At 73.0% G+C, this 17,226-nt stretch carries 17 protein-coding genes; 4 read left to right on the forward strand and 13 right to left on the reverse strand.

The window, feature by feature from the left end; all coding sequences use genetic code 11:
- Positions 1 to 25 precede the first annotated feature (25 nt).
- Positions 26 to 394: an arsenate reductase family protein gene (locus AB0O40_RS11350; RefSeq protein ID WP_365038365.1), complete on the reverse strand. Its 369-nt coding sequence runs from the start codon at positions 392 to 394 to the stop codon at positions 26 to 28.
- 146 nt (positions 395 to 540) lie between these two features.
- On the opposite strand from AB0O40_RS11350, the gene AB0O40_RS11355 reads away from it, so the two are divergent.
- Positions 541 to 807: a hypothetical protein gene (locus AB0O40_RS11355; protein ID WP_365038368.1), complete on the forward strand. Its 267-nt coding sequence runs from the start codon at positions 541 to 543 to the stop codon at positions 805 to 807.
- A 244-nt stretch (positions 808 to 1,051) separates the two neighbouring features.
- On the opposite strand, the gene AB0O40_RS11360 is transcribed toward AB0O40_RS11355, so the two are convergent.
- Entirely contained in the window at positions 1,052 to 1,798 is a 747-nt protein-coding gene (locus tag AB0O40_RS11360) for a hypothetical protein (protein WP_365038371.1), read from the reverse strand.
- Positions 1,799 to 1,992: 194 nt separating this feature from the next.
- On the opposite strand from AB0O40_RS11360, the gene AB0O40_RS11365 reads away from it, so the two are divergent.
- Positions 1,993 to 2,967 (forward strand): hypothetical protein, encoded by a 975-nt coding sequence (locus AB0O40_RS11365; RefSeq protein ID WP_365038373.1) that lies wholly within the window; start codon positions 1,993 to 1,995, stop codon positions 2,965 to 2,967.
- Positions 2,968 to 2,994: 27 nt separating this feature from the next.
- Here the strand turns inward: AB0O40_RS11365 and AB0O40_RS11370 are convergent, their stop codons facing one another.
- Positions 2,995 to 3,351, reverse strand: a complete 357-nt coding sequence (locus AB0O40_RS11370) for a hypothetical protein (protein WP_365038376.1) — start codon at positions 3,349 to 3,351, stop codon at positions 2,995 to 2,997.
- A 167-nt stretch (positions 3,352 to 3,518) separates the two neighbouring features.
- On the reverse strand, positions 3,519 to 4,928 hold the full coding sequence (gene glnA, locus AB0O40_RS11375; RefSeq protein WP_365038379.1) for a type I glutamate--ammonia ligase: 1,410 nt from the start codon (positions 4,926 to 4,928) through the stop codon (positions 3,519 to 3,521).
- A gap of 228 nt (positions 4,929 to 5,156) precedes the next feature.
- Here glnA and AB0O40_RS11380 point away from each other — a divergent pair, with 228 nt between their 5' ends.
- Positions 5,157 to 5,624 carry an RDD family protein gene (locus AB0O40_RS11380; RefSeq protein WP_365038382.1) on the forward strand — a complete coding sequence of 156 codons (468 nt, stop codon included), beginning with the start codon at positions 5,157 to 5,159 and terminating at the stop codon, positions 5,622 to 5,624.
- A gap of 64 nt (positions 5,625 to 5,688) precedes the next feature.
- On the opposite strand, the gene AB0O40_RS11385 is transcribed toward AB0O40_RS11380, so the two are convergent.
- The 6 genes from AB0O40_RS11385 to AB0O40_RS11410 form a co-directional block, all read right to left on the reverse strand.
- Positions 5,689 to 8,232: a VCBS repeat-containing protein gene (locus tag AB0O40_RS11385; protein ID WP_365038384.1), complete on the reverse strand. Its 2,544-nt coding sequence runs from the start codon at positions 8,230 to 8,232 to the stop codon at positions 5,689 to 5,691.
- 217 nt (positions 8,233 to 8,449) lie between these two features.
- Positions 8,450 to 9,154 carry a DUF4191 domain-containing protein gene (locus tag AB0O40_RS11390; RefSeq protein ID WP_365038387.1) on the reverse strand — a complete coding sequence of 235 codons (705 nt, stop codon included), beginning with the start codon at positions 9,152 to 9,154 and terminating at the stop codon, positions 8,450 to 8,452.
- Positions 9,155 to 9,173: 19 nt separating this feature from the next.
- On the reverse strand, positions 9,174 to 9,362 hold the full coding sequence (locus tag AB0O40_RS11395) for a hypothetical protein (RefSeq protein ID WP_365038390.1): 189 nt from the start codon (positions 9,360 to 9,362) through the stop codon (positions 9,174 to 9,176).
- A 248-nt stretch (positions 9,363 to 9,610) separates the two neighbouring features.
- Positions 9,611 to 10,558, reverse strand: a complete 948-nt coding sequence (gene lipA / locus AB0O40_RS11400; protein WP_365038393.1) for a lipoyl synthase — start codon at positions 10,556 to 10,558, stop codon at positions 9,611 to 9,613.
- Positions 10,559 to 10,680: 122 nt separating this feature from the next.
- Positions 10,681 to 11,508: a lipoyl(octanoyl) transferase LipB gene (lipB, locus tag AB0O40_RS11405; protein WP_365038396.1), complete on the reverse strand. Its 828-nt coding sequence runs from the start codon at positions 11,506 to 11,508 to the stop codon at positions 10,681 to 10,683.
- Between the two features lie 72 nt (positions 11,509 to 11,580).
- Positions 11,581 to 11,826, reverse strand: coding sequence for a hypothetical protein (locus AB0O40_RS11410; RefSeq protein ID WP_365038399.1), 246 nt, complete (start codon positions 11,824 to 11,826; stop codon positions 11,581 to 11,583).
- Between the two features lie 173 nt (positions 11,827 to 11,999).
- Between AB0O40_RS11410 and AB0O40_RS11415 the strand changes: the two genes are divergently transcribed.
- Positions 12,000 to 13,439 carry a regulator gene (locus tag AB0O40_RS11415; protein WP_365038402.1) on the forward strand — a complete coding sequence of 480 codons (1,440 nt, stop codon included), beginning with the start codon at positions 12,000 to 12,002 and terminating at the stop codon, positions 13,437 to 13,439.
- A 104-nt stretch (positions 13,440 to 13,543) separates the two neighbouring features.
- Here the strand turns inward: AB0O40_RS11415 and AB0O40_RS11420 are convergent, their stop codons facing one another.
- The 3 genes from AB0O40_RS11420 to AB0O40_RS11430 all read right to left on the reverse strand — a co-directional run bounded on the left by AB0O40_RS11420 (position 13,544) and on the right by AB0O40_RS11430 (position 16,962).
- Positions 13,544 to 14,776, reverse strand: coding sequence for an FAD-dependent oxidoreductase (locus AB0O40_RS11420; RefSeq protein WP_365038405.1), 1,233 nt, complete (start codon positions 14,774 to 14,776; stop codon positions 13,544 to 13,546).
- Between the two features lie 279 nt (positions 14,777 to 15,055).
- A complete protein-coding gene (locus tag AB0O40_RS11425; RefSeq protein WP_365038408.1) occupies positions 15,056 to 15,961 on the reverse strand; it encodes a TIGR01777 family oxidoreductase in 906 nt (301 codons plus the stop codon).
- 284 nt (positions 15,962 to 16,245) lie between these two features.
- Positions 16,246 to 16,962: a VIT family protein gene (locus AB0O40_RS11430; RefSeq protein ID WP_365038411.1), complete on the reverse strand. Its 717-nt coding sequence runs from the start codon at positions 16,960 to 16,962 to the stop codon at positions 16,246 to 16,248.
- Positions 16,963 to 17,226 lie beyond the last annotated feature (264 nt).

Genomic DNA, 17,226 nt, shown 5'->3' on the forward strand with positions numbered 1-17,226 from the left:
TACGAGACACCAGGTCAGCGCAGCGTCAAGACACGCTCCGGGTGAGCGCGTCCCGGACCGCCTCGGGGGTCCGGGCCACCACCGCGCTGCCGTCCTCGGCGGTGATGATGGGCCGCTGGATCAGCTTGGGGTGCCCGGCCAGGGCGGCCACCCACCGGTCCCGGGCGGCCTCGTCCCGCGGCCAGTCCTTCAGCCCCAGCTCCTTGGCCTCGGCCTCGGCGGTGCGGACGATGTCCCAGGGCTCCAGCCCCAGCCGCGCCAGCACCGCGCGGATCTCGTCCTCGGTGGGCACGTCCTCCAGGTAGCGGCGGACGGTGTACTGGGCGCCCTCCTCGTCGAGCAGGTGCAGGGCGCTGCGGCACTTGGAACAGGCCGGGTTGATCCAGATCTCCATGCCGCACACGGTACCCGCCCGCGAGGGGCCCCGCAGAGGCCCCGCAGGGCCCCTGAAGTAGCCGCTGGCCAGGGCCTTTTGTCAGTGCCCGGCAGTAAAATCGAAACAGTGAAGGACAGTCCGACACCGCCCTCGGGAGGCTGCCGATGACCGCTGCCGTACGCGTCCGCGTACCCGTCTCCGTCCCTGTGCCCGTCAAGAAGAAGCCGCTGCCGGCCGGCCTGCCGCGCGAGTGGTACGAGAACCACAACCGCCGCCTGAAGGCCATGCGGCTGGCCATATCCCTGCTGGACTCGGGCACCTACGACGCGAAGCGCGCCACCAACCGCAAGATCCGCACCCTGGCCGCCCGCACCGGCATCCACCGCCCCTCCAACACCACCTGCAAACTGGTCCGCTCCCTGATGCCCTGAGACTCGACGACCGCCCGGCCGGGTGCGGGGTCGTGCCCGCGGTCCCGTCACCCGTCCTCCCCTCCGGTGCAGGTGCGGTCATGCCCCTCGGCCTCCGTCCTCCCGCATCCAGTCCACTCCTGGCGGATCCGCCGCCAGGAGCGGATGATTTTCGGGAGCCGTGTAAGCACCTCGTCCACCTGCGTCAGCAGGAGCGTGAGGCAGCCGCAGCTGGCCAGGATGGCCAAGGTCAGGTCGTCCCACCTCAAGGCTGCGTACCGTCCTGCCGCGCGACAGGTTGCTCGAGCAGGCCCCCATGCCCGGGGAGCTGCTGCCCGGCTTCGGCCAGGTCTTCGAAGATTTGGTCCGGTCCGCAATCGATGTGCACGTCGTCATGACGACCTGAACAGTCGTCCGGGCACTCGAGCTCGGCACACAGTTCCGGATCGACGGGCTGGGACTCGTTGATCAGGTGGTACGCGAGTCGCTCGGCCACTGCTTCACGTGCCGAGACCATCGCGAGGTCGAGCTGGAATCTCCCCTCCTTCAGCTCGGTGTCGGGAATCTGCACGGTCGGGGGTGGCGCGGGGGCATAATCCGTCGCCCAGGCGTGGGCGGATTCAAGGGAGACCAACAGCCAGGCCATCCGCAGGGCCTCGACCTCTCCGGCGCCGGCGAACGCGACCACGGTGTCGGCCGCCAGCCGGACCCGGTCCAGATCGGCCAGGTGTCGGCCGCGTGCCGCGCGCCAGGCCGCTGCCTCCTCTTCCGCCTGCTCGACGCTGCGGGCGAAGGCATCGTCGCGGCTCTGCCGCGCCCGGGAAACCAACTGCCGCAGGCAGCTGTGACAACCGAAGAACCCGGACGTACTACTGGGCCCCAGCGGTACGGGCAGCCGATCGCCGAAGGGCTCGTCGCAGAAACAGCAATCCAGCGCGGCGACGTGGCGAGAGGTGGGCAGCACGGGCACCGCGGACCGGATCGTGGGATGGGCGTAGGCAGGGATGTGCACGGGGGCGGCTCCTCCGGAAAGGGCACCAGATCGACGTGGTGCCCTTTCCATGCTGGGGGCCGGTCGTGGGTACTTGTCGCTGTCTGACGGAGTTGACGCGATCTGGCCCAGCCCCGGCCTGCTGGTTCGTAGGATCTGGCGCTATCTGACGGGATGACCGGACCGATGGGCAGAGCCAGGGAGCGCGGGACACCATGACAACGAGGCACAGACCTTTACCGACCGAGGCACACGGCCGACTGGTCGAGGCTCTGGAGGAACTGCACAGGGCGGCGGGCCGCCCGGGAATGCGGAGGGTCAGCACGCTCATCGCGGCGGGCGATCATCCCGCATCGCCCAGCCACGAGGCTGTCCGCACGACGCTCAAAGGCCGGGTCGTACCGCGTTGGGAGACTGTGCAGTCGATCGTCGGCGCACTCGCCGCGATGTGTGTCGATCCGCCTAGGGATCCCGCCTCCGAGGTCGCACGCTTCTTCCCCTTGTGGCGGGAGGTCCAGGAAGGCGAAAACCGGGGTATGAAGTCCGGTCGGGAACTGGCGCTGTCCGAGGGGTGGGGCGGGGAGGATGGCCGGTGGACGGGCGAGGCGGTCGCCGGACTGATCCTCAACCCGGCGACCGCCATCGAGATCCATCCGTCCCTCGCCGTTCCCCACGAGCCGTTGATCTCCGAAGACCAATGGGTGAGTGCCGGGGTGCGTCTGATCGAGGAGGCGGGTGCCGAGTTCGCTCTGCGTGCTCTGCTACGCATTCTGAAGGGCGACTACATCGGAGCGGAGGGCGGCGCTCCCTTCGGCTACCGACCGCCGGAATGGTACGAAGTCGACCAGGCGTACGAGGTTTTTCGGTACGGCTGTCAGGAGGTCCGGCGGCGGCTCCGGGACGAGCCCAATCTCCTCCCACGGTCCATCGCGGCCATGCGTGCCGATACGACTCTGAGTCCGGACGAGCGGACCGAGATGATCCGGGCTGAGGCCGATGCCGGGCTGATGCGGGAAGTGATGACGCTGACACCCGAAAGCTGGGACGAGGTATCGGAAGAGGCCCATCGCCAGGTATTCGACTACCTGATCAAGGAGATCCGAGTGGTGGGCCGTCCGTCACTATCGCCGGAACGCCGGTTCCAGATCACCTGGCGGGTACCAGAGCCGGCCACGGCCGACGATACGTGACCGACCCGCGGTCACCGGCCGGTGTGGTCACCGGCCGTCGCGGGGGCCGCCGCCGTCGCCGCGGCCGTTGCCGCGGTCGTCGCCGTTCCAGTTGCCGTTGCCGTTGCGGTGGTCGTTCCAGTGGCCGTCGTTCCAGTGGTTGTCGTTCCCGTGGTCGTGGTGGTTCCAGGCCGGGTCGCTCTGGCTGCTCACGTCGTCCCAGCACCAGCTCGGGCGGTCGTTCCAGTCGCGGTTGCAGCAGTGGTCCCACCAGCGCCAGTCGGTCACGTGACGGTCGTCGCAGCGACGCCATCCGTCCGTGGCCGATGCGCTGACGGCCGGCAGCAGCCCGAGGCTGAGCCCGAGCGCTCCGGTGATGACCCCTGCAACGATCCTGCGGCGCATGTCCATGCACCTCCGCACATGTCGGTTCGTCCGTGTGGAGCCCCTCTTCCACCGTCCCCCCGCCCCCGCGGCATGTCAAAAGCGACGGCCCCCGGTCCCGCTCGGAAGAGCGGGACCGGGGGCCGTCGGCAGGTCCCGGCCGGGGTCCCCCGAGGGGACCGGCCGGCCTAGAGGTCGAAGTAGAGCTCGAACTCGTGCGGGTGCGGGCGCAGCTGGATCGGGGCGATCTCGTGCTGGCGCTTGTAGTCGATCCAGGTCTCGATCAGGTCGCTGGTGAAGACACCGCCGGCCTGCAGGTACTCGTTGTCGTTCTCCAGGGCGGTGAGCACCGCGTCCAGGGAGGTCGGGACCTGCGGGACCGCCGCGTGCTCCTCGGGAGCGAGCTCGTAGAGGTCCTTGTCGATCGGCTCCATCGGCTCGATCTTGTTCTTCACGCCGTCGAGGCCGGCCAGCAGCAGCGCCGAGAAGGCGAGGTACGGGTTGGACGACGGGTCCGGCGCGCGGAACTCGACGCGCTTGGCCTTCGGGTTCGAGCCGGTGATCGGGATGCGCATGGCCGCGGAGCGGTTGCGCTGCGAGTACACCATGTTGACCGGGGCCTCGAAGCCGGGCACCAGGCGGTGGTAGGAGTTCACCGTCGGGTTGGTGAAGGCCAGCAGCGACGGGGCGTGCTTGAGGATGCCGCCGATGTAGTAGCGGGCGGTGTCCGAGAGGCCCGCGTAGCCGGTCTCGTCGTAGAACAGCGGGTCGCCGTTCTGCCACAGCGACTGGTGGACGTGCATGCCCGAGCCGTTGTCACCGAAGATCGGCTTCGGCATGAAGGTCGCGGTCTTGCCGTTGCGCCAGGCGACGTTCTTCACGATGTACTTGAAGAGCATCAGGTCGTCGGCCGCGGCGAGCAGCGTGTTGAACTTGTAGTTGATCTCGGCCTGGCCGCCGGTGCCGACCTCGTGGTGCTGGCGCTCGACCTGGAGGCCCTGGGCGTCCAGCTCGAGGGAGATCTCGGCGCGCAGGTCGGCGAAGTGGTCGACCGGGGCGACCGGGAAGTAACCGCCCTTGTAGCGGACCTTGTAGCCGCGGTTGTTCTCCTCCTTGCCGGAGTTCCAGGCGCCGGCCTCGGAGTCGATGTGGTAGAAGCCCTCGTTCGCGGAGGTCGCGAAGCGCACCGAGTCGAACACGTAGAACTCGGCCTCGGGGCCGAAGTACGCGGTGTCGGCGATGCCGGTGGAGGCCAGGTACGCCTCGGCCTTCTTCGCGATGTTGCGCGGGTCGCGGCTGTAGGCCTCGCCCGTGATCGGGTCGTGGATGAAGAAGTTGATGTTGAGCGTCTTGTCGCGGCGGAACGGGTCCAGGCGCGCGGTCGACAGGTCGGCGCGCAGCGCCATGTCCGACTCGTGGATCGCCTGGAAGCCGCGGATCGAGGAGCCGTCGAAGGCCAGCTCCTCGGACGGGTCGAACGCCTTCGCCGGGATGCTGAAGTGCTGCATCACACCCGGGAGGTCGCAGAACCGGACATCAACGAACTTGATGTCGTTGTCCGCGATGTACTTCTTCGCGTCGTCGGCGTTCTGGAACATCCAACTCCTCCTACCCCCGACCCCCGGGGCGGGAGCGGGTTTGCATAGCTCGTGGTGCGTCAGTGCGGTGGCGCACGCTGACCCGACCATAAGCAGACGGGATTTCTCAAGCATGACCCATTTGTTTCGCACAAGTTAACCTGGCCGCGGTCGCCGGGTGCCCGAGCACGCCGCAGCGGGGCCCGGAGCCCCCGAAGATCCGCATTCCGGGGCGGGTACCGTGGACGGGTGGACAACAGACAAGTAATCGGATCGTGGCTCTCGGGCCCCCGGGCGACGGCCGAGGAGATGGGCGTCGACTTCGGGTACCGGGGCGAGCGCCTGGGTCTGCCCAAGGAGGGCCCGGGTTCCGTGGCCCGGGCCGGCCGCCGGCTCGCCGCCATCTCCATCGACTGGGCGCTGTGCCTGTTGATCGTATTCGGGCTCATCGCCCACCGTGACTGGCTGGCGATGGGCAACTGGCCGCTGCTGGTGTTCCTGGTCCTCAGCGTCCTGACCGTGGGCACCGTGGGCTTCACGCCCGGAAAGCGGATCCTCGGCATTCGGGTGGTCGCGGTCAACGGCGCCCGCCTCGGCTTCTTCCGCGTGCTGCTGCGCAGCCTGCTGCTGGTCCTGGTGCTGCCCGCGGTGGTCTTCGACCGGGACGGCCGGGGCCTGCACGACCGCGCCGCCGGCTCGGTCCAGGTCCGCTTCTGACGGACCCGGCGCATCCGCCGAAGGGGCCCGACCGCCGCAGCGGTCAGAGTCGGTACGGCCCGGGTCAGTACAGCCCGGCGTAGCCCTGCCAGCCGGTGGCGACCTTGGTGCGGGCGCCGAAGGTGCCGCGGCCGGTGCCGTCGTACCGCCAGACGGTGCCGTGGCCGTCGCGGGCGACGAGGTCCGCCCGGCCGTCGCCGTTCATGTCGCCCGGGGCGACCACGGCGTCGTACCCGGCGCCCCAGTTGTCGGCGATCTTGACCCGGGCGGCGAACCTGCCGCGGCCCAGGCCGCTCATGCGCCACAGCTCGTTGCCGCCGTCCTGGAGGACCAGGTCGCCGCGCCCGTCGCCGTCGAGGTCCCCGGCGCCCACGATCTTCTTGTAGCCCTTGTACGTCCCCGGGATCTGCACGCGGGGGGCGAACACCCCCTGGCTCGTGCGCACGTACAGGTAGAGCGCCCCGGTGGCGGGGTTGCGGGCGACCAGGTCCGCCGCGCCGTCGCCCGTGACGTCACCGGGTGAGGTGAGCACGTCGTACTGGTTCCAGCCGCCGCCGATCAGCTTGTTGCGGGTGCGCGGGGTGACGGGCGTCCCGCAGGCGGGCGTGTAGCGGCGCAGCTGTCCGGCGCTGCTGCGGACGAGCAGGTCGTCGCAGCGGTCGCCGTCCATGTCGTCGATCGGGACCGGACGGATGCCCGGGAGCCAGCCGTAGCCGGTGGCGCTGCCCTCGAACCTGCCGGTGGCGCCGTCGCCGAAGATGGACCGGACGTCTCCACTCGGGGTGAGCACGACCGCGTCGCCGATGCCGTCGGGCCGGCCGGCGGCGCTGCCGTAGTCGTGGCGCACGGCCGCGCCGCCGGTGATCGTGACGGTGCCGGTGGCCAGGACGGTCCTGGTGGCCGACCCCACGGGCGCGGCCGCCAGCCGCCACCTCAGCGGACCGTTGGGGGCGGGTGCGCCGCCCAGGGTGCGGCCGTTCCAGGCGGCGGCGATCTTCTGGGTGGTGGCGCTGCCGGTGCGGACCCGGATCGCCTTGCCCGCGGCGTCGGTGAGGGTCAGCGACCAGCCGGCGACCGGCCGGTTCAGCTTCCACCACGGGTCCCAGACGGTGCTGGAGCTGCTGCTCCCGGCCAGGTCGGCCGTGCGCGGGGCGTACGAGGAGGTCACCTCCACCGGGGCGTCCGCGCTCGCCCGGGCGCTCCACAGGTAGGACGCCCCACCGGTCGTCCCCGTCCACACGGCCGTGGCCGTGCCGCCCGGACCGGCTGCGATGTCGCCGTGGGCCGCGTCGGCGCGGGACCCGGCCAGTTCGGCGCCGGCGCTCCACTTGTCGTCGGTGGTGCGGACGGCCTGCATCAGCTGCCGGCCCGAGCCGTCGGCCTGCTCCTGGGTCCACAGCACGCGCACGGTGCCGTCCCCCGCGGTCGAGACCTCGGACCGCCCGGACACCTTGCCGGTGGAGAGGACCACGCGCTGCGACCACTGCGCGGCGCCCGCCGGCAGGCTCGCCGCGGTGGTGTAGTAGTCCCCGTCCCAGTCCTCCCAGGCCACCGTGAGGTCGCCGTCCGGGCCGATCTGCGGCTCGGGGGTCCCCGTCAGCCCCTCGGCGCGGGCGACGGGCAGGGCCGCGCCCCAGCCGGCCCGCACGTCCTCGGCCGATGCCACCGCGATGGTCCGGGCGCCGGTGTTGATGTTCTCGGACCACCAGCTCACGGCCATGGTGCCGGTCGGCCCGGCGGAGACCTGCGGGAGGCCCATCGTGTAGGAGTGCGAGGCCACCGTGACCGGCTTCGCCCAGCCGGCCGACCCGGCGGGCCGGGTCACGGTCCGCACCCGGTACTCCCACCTGGGGTTGGTCTCCAGGAAGGTGATCACCGCCGTGCCGCGCGCGTCGACGGCCACCTCGCCGCCCTCGACCCGGTCGGTGCTGTCGGCCCCCACGTCGTCCACCCGGACGGGCTCGGACCAGCTGCCGTCGGAGGCCCGGGTGGCGGTGGTGATCCCCCAGGTGTCGCCTGCCAGCGGGCGCTCCCGCCACACGGCGGTCACCGAGCCGTCCGGACCCGCGGCCACGTCCAGGCCGGACAGGTAGCGCCGGTCGGCCGGGCCCAGCGCGCTCGCCGGCGCGGACCAGGTACCGGCCGACAGGGTGGAGCTCATGATCCGGCCGAGGGTCTGCCCCTCGTCGCCCGGGCCCGTGCTGTCCGGGAACTCCGTCCAGACGGCCACGACCCGGGAGCCCGCGGTCACCAGCTTGGCCACGCCCGCGTCGGTGGGCGTCACGGCCAGCTGCCGGGGCGCGCCCCAGGTGCCGCTGCCGGCCGGCCGTACGGCCGCGTACAGCCGGCGCTGCTTGCCGCCGGAACCGGCCGGGAGCTGGTTCCAGAGCGCCACCGCGGCGCCGTCGGCCGTGGTGACGAGCTCCTGGACGCCGGTGGGCGCGTTCGTGCCGGTGACCTTGGCCGCGGAGGTCCACGGCTGCGGGACCGGGGCCGCGGCGGTGGCCGGTGCGGCGGCGAGCAGGGGCACGGCCCCGGCGACGGTGGCCAGCGCCGCCATCGTGGCGAGCACGCGCCCGTTGCGACGGCCGGCAGAGACGGAGAGCATCAAGTTTCCCCCGTGAGGTGAGTGATCGTGCGATCGCTTCCGGAGGGGAGACGGACGAGGCCCGGCCAAGGTTGTACCGCCGCCCCGGACCGGCTCCCGAGGGCCGCGCGTACCCGTCGCACGCCCCGCGGGTACGGGTACGGGTACGCGGAAGGGCCCCGGGAAGCGAGTTCCCGGGGCCCTTCGACGTGTCAGGTACGAGGAGCGGTCTGCGCGGTCAGCGCATCTTCCCGCCGCGCGGCATGCGGGCGCCGCCACGGCCGGGCAAGGGCCCCTTGGGCAGCGGCATGTTGCTCATCAGGTCGCCCATCGCGCGCAGCCGGTCGTTGACCGTGGTGACCTGCGGGCCGGCCAGCACGCGCGGCAGCTTCAGCAGGGTGGTGCGGACCTTCTTGAGCGGGACCTCGCCCTCGCCCGTGCCGACGATGATGTCGTGCACCGGGACGTCCGGCATGATCCGGTTCATCTTCTTCTTCTCGGCCGCGAGCAGCGTCTTCAGACGGTTCGCGTTGCCCTCGGCCACCAGCACGATGCCGGCCTTGCCGACGGCGCGGTGGACGATGTCCTGGTTGCGGTTCATCGCCACGGCCGGCGTGGTGGTCCAGCCCCGGCCGACGTTCTCCAGGACGGCCGCGGCGGCGCCGGGCTGGCCCTCCATCTGGCCGAAGGCGGCCCGCTCGGCCCGGCGGCCGAAGACGATCGCCATCGCCAGGAAGGCGAGCAGGAAGCCCAGGATGCCCAGATAGACCGGGTGTCCGATGAGGAAACCGATCGCGAGGAAGACACCGAGCGTGAGGATGCCCACACCTGCGACGATCAGCCCGACCTTGGGGTCGGCCTTGCTCGTCATCTTGTACGTCAGTGCGATCTGCTTGAGTCGCCCGGAGTTCGCAGCCTCGGCTGCGTTTGCCTTCCTCGCCATGTACCGAAGTTTACGTGTCTTACGGCAGACGGGTAGCCACGGCCTCGAGTGCGTGCTCGGTTTCGACCCGGTCGCTGGCCCGGCGGCGGTCCTCGAGCACCGCGGTCCAGGCGTTGCGGCGGGCGGTGCGCATCAGGAGCGTCTCGACCGCCCGGAGTGCGTCCGTGACGGTCGGGATGGCGGTGGCGCGTACGGGCGCGGCCTGCATGATGACGGTCCCTTCGTGGTGCGCTCGGCCTGAGTCGTGTGCGGTGCGTGGAGCAATCGTCACTGACCGGTGTTACCAGCGCGTGACCGGTCGGTCAAACGGTGATGAAACCTTGACGCGGCAGGAGCGCGCTATGTGACCGCTGGTGCGGGCCCTGCAGCGTGAGTCGGGTCACGGGTCCGGAGCGGGCCCGCAACCGCCGGAGCGGTCCGCGGCACGAGGCTGCGGACCGCTCCGGGAGGTGTGCATCAGACGCTCGCGCGCTTCTCCATCGCCTGCTGGTACAGGCGGCCGGCGCGGTACGAGGAACGCACCAGCGGGCCGGACATCACGCCCGAGAAGCCGATCTCCTCGGCCTCCTTCGCCAGCTCCACGAACTCGGCCGGCTTCACCCAGCGCTCCACGGGGTGGTGCCGCGGGGAGGGCCGGAGGTACTGCGTGATCGTGATGAGTTCGCAACCCGCGGCGTGCAGGTCGCGCAGCGCCTCGCTGACCTCCTCGCGGGTCTCGCCCATGCCGAGGATCAGGTTCGACTTGGTCACCAGGCCGTACGCGCGGGCCTGGGTGATCACGTCGAGGGAGCGCTCGTAGCGGAAGCCGGGGCGGATCCGCTTGAAGATCCGCGGCACCGTCTCCACGTTGTGCGCGAAGACCTCGGGGCGGGAGGCGAAGACCTCCTCCAGCAGCTCCGGGACGGCGTTGAAGTCGGGGGCCAGCAGCTCGACCTTGGTGTGGCCGCCCTCGCGGCCGGCGGTCTGCTGGTGGATCTGGCGCACCGTCTCGGCGTACAGCCAGGCGCCGCCGTCGGCCAGGTCGTCGCGGGCGACGCCGGTGATGGTGGCGTAGTTCAGGTCCATGGTGACCACGGACTCGCCCACGCGGCGCGGCTCGTCCCGGTCCAGGGCCTCGGGCTTGCCGGTGTCGATCTGGCAGAAGTCGCAGCGCCGGGTGCACTGGTCGCCACCGATGAGGAAGGTGGCCTCGCGGTCCTCCCAGCATTCGTAGATGTTCGGACAACCGGCCTCCTGGCACACCGTGTGCAGGCCCTCGCTCTTCACGAGCTTCTGCATGGCGGTGTACTCGGGACCCATCTTCGCCCGGGTCTTGATCCACTCGGGCTTGCGCTCGATGGGGGTCTGGGCGTTACGGACCTCCAGGCGCAGCATCTTGCGTCCGTCGGGTGCGACTGCGGACACGACCGGCTCCCTGTGACTTTGATTCCTCGGCGCCCACCAGGGTACGCCCGTAATTCGTACGCTCTTACGTCCGGCCAACCTGAGACTGCCCGAGGGCATTCCCCGGAGCCGGGGCCGGACCGCTACGCGGCCGGCTCCTGCTCGGCCGCGGGCGCCGCCGCGGGCCGCTCGATCTCGCGCGGGGCCAGCGTGGCCCCGGCCATGACCGCCGCCAGGTGCCGCTCCACGACCGGCAGCACCTCGTCGATGGTGACCTCCCGGCCCAGCTCCGCCGAGAGGGAGGTCACACCGGCGTCCCGGATCCCGCAGGGGATGATCCGGTCGAACCAGGTGCTGTCCGGGTTCACGTTGAGCGCGAAGCCGTGCATCGTGACGCCCTTGGCCACGCGGATGCCGATGGCGGCCATCTTGCGGTCCTCGCGGCGCTGGCCGGCGTTGGAGGGGGCGTACTCGGGGCCGTTGAGCCGCGGGTCGAACTCCTCGTCCGCCAGCCGCGGGTCGAAGTCCAGCTTCAGGCCGCCCGGCGCCGGGCGCTGCTCGACCGGGTCGCCCAGGACCCAGACGCCCGAGCGGCCCTCGACGCGGGTGGTCTCGACGCCGAACTCGGCCGCGGTCAGGATCAGCGCGTCCTCCAGGCGGCGGACGTGGGCGACCACGTCCACCGGCCGGGGCAGCTTCATGATCGGGTAGCCCACCAGCTGGCCCGGGCCGTGCCAGGTGATCTTGCCGCCGCGGTCCACGTCCACGACCGGGGTGCCGTCCAGCGGGCGCTCGCTGTCCGCGGTCCGGCGGCCGGCGGTGTAGACCGGCGGGTGCTCCAGCAGCAGGCAGGTGTCCTCGATCTCGTCCGCGAAGCGGGCGGCGTGGACGCGGCGCTGCTCCTCCCACGCCTCGGTGTACTCGACCCTGTCCGGCCCGAAACCCAGACGGACAAACCGCAGCTCAGCCACCGCAGCGCCTCCTCGTAGAAACTGCCCCGTGCACGTATCGCACTCGGCAAGGGTACGGCGGCGCCGCGGCGGTCAGCCGGGAAGGTCCACCGGCCCTGGACCGGGCAGCGGCCTGCGGCGCCGCCGGCCCCGCGGGAAGTCCGGGTCCTCCTCCGCCCGGGGCAGCCGGCGGTGACCCTCGGAGTGGTCGTTCACCCAGCCGCAGACCCCGCACGCGTACCGCCCGTCGAGCCCCGCGATCAGCGTCCCGCACCGGCGGCACTCCGCCTCGGTGATCTCCGGGGCCGGCAGTGGATCTGCGGGATGGTGCGGGTTCATGCCGGGCAGCCTATGCGCGCGGCTCACGGAGATCCGTAAAGGGGCATGGCGGTTCTTCGCACGATCGGATGAATGTGGGGCAGACAGGGCGGCGAAGCGGGAGTTGGCCGCTACATTCACGCCGTTCACAGGGCCGGAAACCCGGTCAGGCAAGGCAGGAGACCGTGGAGCCCATGACGGAACGACCCCCGCAGCGCGTCCCCAACCGGCAGCTCGCGGCGCTGATCGCGGAGGCGGGCTTCTCCAACGCCGGGCTCGCCCGGCGGGTCGACCAGCTCGGCCTGGAGCACGGTCTCGATCTCCGGTACGACAAGACCTCCGTGACCCGCTGGCTGCGCGGCCAGCAGCCGCGGGGCACCACCCCCGCGCTGATCGCCGAGGTGTTCACCCGCCGGCTGGGCCGCCGGCTCTCCGCCCAGGACCTCGGACTGGACGCGTGCGCCCCGGTCTACGCCGGGCTGGAGTTCGCGGCCACGCCCGAAGAGGCCGTGGACATCGCCAGTGGACTGTGGCGCAAGGACTCCGGCAGCCACGCCGAACTCCGCAAGATCGCCTTCACCCCCGCCGGACTGGTGGTGCCCAGCCGCGACTGGCTGATCGGCCGGCCCGACGAGCGGGTCGGCCGGGGCGAGCTCGCCGCCCCGGCCCGGGTACCGGGACAGGGGCGGCTCACCGTCCCCCGGCAGCGGGCCGTGGACCGGGGGCCCGGGCAGCGGGTGACCGCCGGGGACATCGCGGCCCTGCGGTCGGTCGGCGAGCTGTTCCGCGCCCTGGACCACGCCTACGGCGGCGGGCACGCCCGGCAGGCGCTGGTGCGGTACCTGGAGCACGAGGCCGAGCCGATGCTGCGCGGCACCTACGGCGAGACCACCGGGCGCCGGCTCTTCGCCGCCGCCGCGGACCTGACCAGGCTGGCCGGCTGGACCTCGTACGACATCGCCGCGCACGGCCTGGCGCAGCGGTACTTCGTCCAGGCGCTGCGGCTGGCGCAGGCCGCCGGGGACCGGCCGTACGGGTCGTACGTGCTGGTCACGATGAGCCGGCAGGCGGTGTACCTGGGGCACGGCCGGGAGGCCGTCCAGCTGGCCCGGGTCGCCCAGCAGGGCGTGGGCACCGGCGCCCCGCCGGTGGTGCAGGCGCTGCTGCACGCGGCGGAGGCGCGCGGGCACGGCGTGCTCGGCGAGGTACGGGCCTGCACGGCCTCGCTGGTGCGGGCCGAGCGGGCGCTGGGGGCGGTCCGGCCGGGCGACGACGTGCCGCACTGGGCCCGGTACTTCGACGAGGGGCAGCTGGCGGACGAGTTCGCGCACGCGCACCGGGACCTCCAGCAGTACCGGGCCGCCGCGCAGCACGCGGAGCGCTCGCTCCAGCTGCGGGCGCCCGGCTACGCCCGGTCCCGGCTCTTCTGCCGGGTGGTGCTGGCCACGGCCCGGCTGGGGCTCGGCGAGCTGGACCAGGCCTGTGCGCTGGGGGCGGAGGCGGCGCAGCAGGCCACGGAGATGCGGTCGGTGCGGGCGGTGGAGTACGTCCGCGACTTCGAGCGCCGCCTCGAGCCGTACCGCGACGCCGCCGCCGTCCGCAGCTACCGCGACCGCGTGGCGGCCTTGCCGTAGGCCGGCGGGGCGGTCGCCTCAATCGCCAGCGGGGCTGGAAAATCCAGCCCCGCTGGGGGCACCTCCCAGCGGTAGCTGGGGGAGTTTGAGCCCCGGGGGCGTGGCTAGGCCGCGGCCGGTACGGGGGTGCGGCGGTCGGTCAGGGTCGGGAGGCCGAAGTCCGTGAGGACGGAGGCGGCGGCGCGGCGGGCCGAAGAGAGGGCCCCCTGGACGGTGTTCGCGTCCCGGTGGTCCCCGCAGACGTACAGCCCGCCCAGCACCCGCACCGGCCGCCGCAGGTCCGACGGCGGCGGCATGGCCGGCACCGCCTCCGGCGTGTGCCGGACGGCCAGCAGCTCCCAGCCGCCGGTCGCGGTGCCGTACAGCGCCGCCAGGTGCGCCCGTACCTCGGCCTCCGGCGGCGGCGGCCCCAGGACCGTCGAGGAGACCAGGGTCCGGCCCGCCGGGGCCCGCGAGGGGTCCACCGAGGACATCACGGCGGTGTGCGCGACCGGCCCCCGCCGCTCCGCCTCCAGCAGCAGCGAGGCCCCCGTCATCGGTGCGGCCGGCGCCTCGTGGTGGAAGACCGACACTTCGTGGAAGGCCGGCACCCGCAGCCCCGGCAGCAGCTCCGCCGCCGCCCGCGCCCCCGTCGCCAGCAGCACCGAACGGCACCGGAACGCGCCGTGCTCCTCGGTCCGCACCACGCTGGTGGACACCGAGCGGACCGTCACGCCCGTCCAGAGCGTGCCGGCCGGCAGCCCCGCGGCCAGCAGCTCCGGCAGCGCGGCCGCGCCGCCCTCCGGCACCGCCGGCCCGCCCCGCGCGAAGCTCCGCAGGGCCAGGTCCGCGCACCGGCTCGAGGTGCCCAGTTCCGGATCGCTCAGCAAGGTCGCCAGCAGGGGCCGCAGCATCCCCGCCACCGGCCGCGGCAGGGCCGCCTGGGCGGTGCGCTCCGGCCGGGCCAGCAGCCGGTCCAGCGGCATCGCGGCCAGCCGGGCCAGCGCGGCGTTCGGCAGCGAGCCGCTGGCCAGGGCGCGGGCGGCGGTGCGGGTGCCGCCCAGGCGCTGGCGCCGGCCCTCCCCGCAGATCAGCACCCCCGGCGCGAAGGGCCGCAGGGTCATCCCCGCCAGTCCCGGAGCGCGGCCGAGCTCCGGGTACGAGGTGTCGAGCAACTGGCCGATCCGGTCGAGCCGGAAGCCGTCCACGGAGTCGGTGGCCATCCGGCCGCCCGGCTGCTGCGCGGCTTCGAGTACGACGACGTTGATCCCGGCGCCGATCAGGTGGTGGGCGGCCGCGAGTCCCGCGACTCCAGCTCCCACGATGACGACGTCCGCGTGATGCATGCTGCTGAGCACGTGCCCCTCCCCGAGGTCGGCGCGGCTGGTGTGGGGAACCTCCTTCCCCCAACCGGCTCCACCAGAACCCGAGTTCGGCAAGGGAGTGGGCGCAAGTCCGGTCGCATACGGTCGCACGCCGGTCGCACAACGGTCGTATTCGGTCCCGGGGGCGCACGTCCGCTATCCGCCCCCGCCCGTCCGCCCCGAGTTCACCGCACGTTGCGGCGCCCGCCCCGCCCCGGCCGGGCCCCGGCGGCCGCCGTTTCCGGCCACCGCGCCGCCGCGGCCGCCCGCGCGCTACCGGCCGGCGCCGGTGGCCAGCGCCCACCGCAGGGCGTCGGCGTAGGTCCGGTCCGTATACGAGAAGCCGGCCTCCGACAGCCGCCGGGAGAGCGCCCGCTGACTGCTCAGCACGTCCTGCGAGAACTCGCCGAGGGCCAGCCGGATCGCCGGCGCCGGGACCGCGAACACCGCCGGCCGGTGCAGCACCCGGCCCGTCTCGGCGGTCAGCTCACGGTTCGTCAGCGGCCCGGGGCCGGTCAGGTTCACCGGGCCCGCCAGGGACTCCTCGTCCACCAGGAAGCGCAGTGCGGCGACCTCGTCGCGCAGCGAGATCCAGCTCCAGTACTGCCGGCCGCTGCCGAGCCGGCCGCCCAGACCGGCGCGGAAGAGCGGCAGCATCCGCCCCCAGGCGCCCCCCTCGGCCGTGACCACCAGGCCGGTGCGGGCGTGCACCGTGCGGATGCCCGCCGCCCGGGCCGGGTCCGCCGCCGCCTCCCAGGCGACGCAGACCTCGGGCAGGAAGCCGGTACCGGCGGAGGAGTCCTCGTCGAGCTCCTGGTCCCCGCGGTCGCCGTAGTAGCCGACCGCCGAGCCGCAGACCAGCACCCGCGGCGGCTGGGGCAGCGCCGCCAGCGCGGTGGCCAGGGTGCGGGTGCCCTGCACCCGGCTGTCCCGGATCTCCTTCTTGTACGCCTCGCTCCAGCGGTGGTCGCCCACGCCCGCGCCGGCCAGGTGCACCGCCGCGTCGCAGCCGGCCAGTGCGTCCGGTGCCACGTACCCGCGGCGCGGGTCCCAGGTCGCCTCGTCCGGGGCGGCCGGCGGCCGGCGCACCAGCCGCACCACCTCGTGCCCGTCCGCGCGCAGGGAGCGCACCAGCGCCTTGCCGATGAGACCGGTCGAGCCGGTGACCACGATCCGCATGACCGCATCCTGCCCCAGCGGGCGGCGGCCGGAGGTCACCTGGGGGGTGTCCGGCGGATGGGCGTCCGGGTCGGGGTCCGGGTCCCTGGTCCGGGGGCCGGGTCCCGGGTCCCGGGTTTGGGGTCCGGGTCCCGGGTCTGGGCGGCCCGGGACCGGCCCTGATCCGCTTGGTCTGCCTGGTCTGCTTGGTTTGCCTGGTTTGCCTGATCCGGCTGATCTGCCTGGTCTACCTGATCGGCCTGGTCCTCCTGATCCGCCTGGTCGCCCTGGTCTGCCGGACGCCGCTACCCCCCTGTGGTGCCCAGCAGGTGCCCCACGGCGTACGTGACGGCCATGGCGAGGGCGCCGCCGGCGGCGTTGCGCAGCACCGCCCGGCCGGGCGGTGCGCCGCCGAGCCGCGCGCTCACCCGGCCGCAGGCCACCAGCGCGACCAGGACGGCCGCCACCGTCACCGGCACCCGCAGCCCCGGCGGCGGCAGCAGGATGGCCAGCAGCGGCAGCAGGGCGCCCGCCGTGAAGGACACGAAGCTGGCGAACGCGGCCTGCCAGGGGTCGGCCAGCGCGTCCGGCTCGATGCCCAGCTCCACCCGGGCGTGCGCGCGCAGCGCGTCCCGCTCGGTCAGCTGCTCGGCGGCCTCCCGGGCCACCTCCCGGCTCAGCCCGCGCTCGGCCAGCAGCCCGGTCAGCTCCTCCAGCTCGGCCGCCGGATCCGCGGCCAGCTCGCGCCGCTCCTTCTCCAAAGCGGCCCGCTCGGAGTCCCGCTGGGAACTGACCGACACGTACTCGCCCGCCGCCATCGAGAGCGACCCGGCCAGCAACCCGGCCACCCCGGCCGCCAACAGCGCCGACCGCGAGGTCGTGGCCCCCGCGACCCCGACCACCAGACCGGCCGTGGAGATGACCCCGTCATTGGCCCCCAGCACGCCGGCTCGGAGCCAGTTGAGGCGGGTGGGGAGGGGGTGGTGGTCCTCTGTGGGTGGTGTGGGTGGTGTGGGGGTCACGGGAACACTGTGGGGGGTCGGGGAGGAGGGGGCGAGTTTTGGGGGGCTGGGGGGGCTTGGGGGTCCTCGGTTAGGGGGGCTGCGGTCGGCCGTCCGTGGTGTGTGGGGGGCGGGGCGGGTCGGGGGCGGCCGTCCGTGGTGTGTGGGTCCCCGCGCCCCTTGACAGGGGGTGGCCTGCAGGCCCTGCGGCAGGCCCACCCCTGGGACTTCGCGGCTTCGCCGTGCCCTTCGGGCATCCCAGGCCCGGGCCTGCCTCCGGACCAG

This window comes from Streptomyces sp. NPDC089919, assembly GCF_040684615.1.
Lineage (GTDB): Bacteria > Actinomycetota > Actinomycetes > Streptomycetales > Streptomycetaceae > Streptomyces.

Bases quoted from the DNA above. Each gene is read 5' to 3' on its own strand.
- AB0O40_RS11350 (WP_365038365.1), bottom strand. From the start codon at position 394: ATGGAGATCTGGATCAACCCGGCCTGTTCCAAGTGCCGCAGCGCCCTG.
- AB0O40_RS11355 (WP_365038368.1), top strand. From the start codon at position 541: ATGACCGCTGCCGTACGCGTCCGCGTACCCGTCTCCGTCCCTGTGCCC.
- AB0O40_RS11365 (WP_365038373.1), top strand. From the start codon at position 1,993: ATGACAACGAGGCACAGACCTTTACCGACCGAGGCACACGGCCGACTG.
- AB0O40_RS11370 (WP_365038376.1), bottom strand. From the start codon at position 3,351: ATGCGCCGCAGGATCGTTGCAGGGGTCATCACCGGAGCGCTCGGGCTC.
- glnA (WP_365038379.1), bottom strand. From the start codon at position 4,928: ATGTTCCAGAACGCCGACGACGCGAAGAAGTACATCGCGGACAACGAC.
- AB0O40_RS11385 (WP_365038384.1), bottom strand. From the start codon at position 8,232: ATGCTCTCCGTCTCTGCCGGCCGTCGCAACGGGCGCGTGCTCGCCACG.
- AB0O40_RS11390 (WP_365038387.1), bottom strand. From the start codon at position 9,154: ATGGCGAGGAAGGCAAACGCAGCCGAGGCTGCGAACTCCGGGCGACTC.
- AB0O40_RS11395 (WP_365038390.1), bottom strand. From the start codon at position 9,362: ATGCAGGCCGCGCCCGTACGCGCCACCGCCATCCCGACCGTCACGGAC.
- AB0O40_RS11410 (WP_365038399.1), bottom strand. From the start codon at position 11,826: ATGAACCCGCACCATCCCGCAGATCCACTGCCGGCCCCGGAGATCACC.
- AB0O40_RS11415 (WP_365038402.1), top strand. From the start codon at position 12,000: ATGACGGAACGACCCCCGCAGCGCGTCCCCAACCGGCAGCTCGCGGCG.
- AB0O40_RS11425 (WP_365038408.1), bottom strand. From the start codon at position 15,961: ATGCGGATCGTGGTCACCGGCTCGACCGGTCTCATCGGCAAGGCGCTG.